Raw genomic sequence first — 1,648 nt, forward strand, 5'->3', positions numbered from 1 at the left:
ACAACTCACGACGGCTGCATTCGGCTCTGGGCTATCTCAGCCCCGTGCAGTTCGAAGATCAACACGCCCAGCAGACGGTCAAAACAGCGGCCTGATCCTGTCCACTCACAGGGGCGCACTCCAAGGGGCGGGAACGACCGACGTGCTGCTGGCGCCAATCATCAAGCTGGTCCGCGCATACGATTCGACCGAGTGGGAAATTTTTATTCGGGAGTGGCAGAAGGGGCTGAAGGGCTATGACGCGGTCAAACGGCTGGGCGGCCCCGGCGATCTCGGGCGCGATGTGATCGGTTTATACAGCCCGCAGGCCTGCCAGGGCGTGTGGGACAACTTCCAGTGCAAGCATTACGAAACCACGCTGGGCGTTCCGGCCGCGTGCGAAGATGCCGGTAAAATCATCTTCCATGCTTTTCGCGGCGAATTCACGCCGCCCCGGATGTGCTCGTTCGTCGCCCCGCGCGGGCCCAGCACCGCGCTTCGGAAGATGCTGCTCAATCCGAGTCTCTTTCAGGACGAGGTCATCAAGACCTGGAACATCCGTGTCGCGCCGAATGTGGTTGATAACGAGCAGCACACCCTGATCGGCGACCTAGCGGCTTACGTGACCAACTACGACTTCACATCGTTCACGTTCGCGACGCTGGAGGAAGTGCTCGACGACCACCGGAAAACGGCGTACTGGGCCTCCCGGTTCAACGGCGAGCTACCGCCGCCGAACCCGGGACAGGCGCCGGTTGAAATCACGCCGGACGAGACCGTTTATGTCACCAAGCTGTTCGATGTGTATGCCGAGGAGACCGGCATGCCGATCGGCTGCGCGGGAGACCTGACGGCTCACGTCGAATGGCTGGATGATCTGCAAAAGCAGCGCGTGCGTTTCTACGATGCGGAGGCGTTCATGGCGACCTACCGCGATCAGACCGAACCTGGGACCATCGAGAGCTTCGCCGATGAAATCATGGATGCGATCGATCCCGCCATTGCCATGGCGAAGTCCGCTCATGGCCGATTGTCCACAGCCCTCGTGACCGCGGGAACGACGACGCCGGCAAGCGTGCTCTCCCCACGTGCGAAGGTCCGGATGAAGCAGGGCGTTTGCCATCAGCTGGCGAACCTCGACCGGCTTACGTGGAAGGTCTGACATGGGGCATACCGATCCGCCCCGGCGGCGGCCCCGCATCTTCAACACGCCGTTCGAAACCGGTCTGCGGTCGGTCGTCATCCTGACCGCCTGCTATCCGGAATGGCTGAGCCTGCATAAGCTCGTCGTGTTCGATCACCTGATCGTCCATAGCGGGGATTTCGATGGGCCGGAGAGCATGCACCCCGAGGACCGTTCGCGTGCGGCGGAGATCCTCGTGCGGCGCGGCCTTGTCGCTTCGGGGCTGGCCCTGACGGAGACGCGCGGCCTTATCACGCGCGCGGCGACGCCCGAAGGCTTCCGTCACCAAGCGGGGGACGAAGCTGGATCGTTCGTCGACCTGCTGATGACGCCCTATTCTGAAGCGCTGAAGGAGCGCGCAGACTAGGGTGTGTGACTGAAGTGAGAGGAGCGCTGGTTGAGGAGGGTGGCGGCGAGATGGGCGAAGCCCAACCAGCTGGAGCGTGTTTTGTCGCGCCGCAGGGCGAGGCGGGCGAAGTCCTTGAG

2 protein-coding genes are annotated in these 1,648 nt (G+C 62.8%); both read left to right on the forward strand.

The window, feature by feature from the left end; all coding sequences use genetic code 11:
- Positions 1 to 142 precede the first annotated feature (142 nt).
- Positions 143 to 1,141: an ABC-three component system protein gene (locus tag ACLIBK_RS25485; RefSeq protein WP_415390106.1), complete on the forward strand. Its 999-nt coding sequence runs from the start codon at positions 143 to 145 to the stop codon at positions 1,139 to 1,141.
- Position 1,142: 1 nt separating this feature from the next.
- Positions 1,143 to 1,529: an ABC-three component system middle component 2 gene (locus tag ACLIBK_RS25490; RefSeq protein ID WP_415390107.1), complete on the forward strand. Its 387-nt coding sequence runs from the start codon at positions 1,143 to 1,145 to the stop codon at positions 1,527 to 1,529.
- The last annotated feature ends 119 nt before the right edge of the window (positions 1,530 to 1,648 follow it).

The sequence above is a fragment of the Roseomonas sp. BN140053 genome (assembly GCF_047690175.1).
Lineage (GTDB): Bacteria > Pseudomonadota > Alphaproteobacteria > Acetobacterales > Acetobacteraceae > Roseomonas.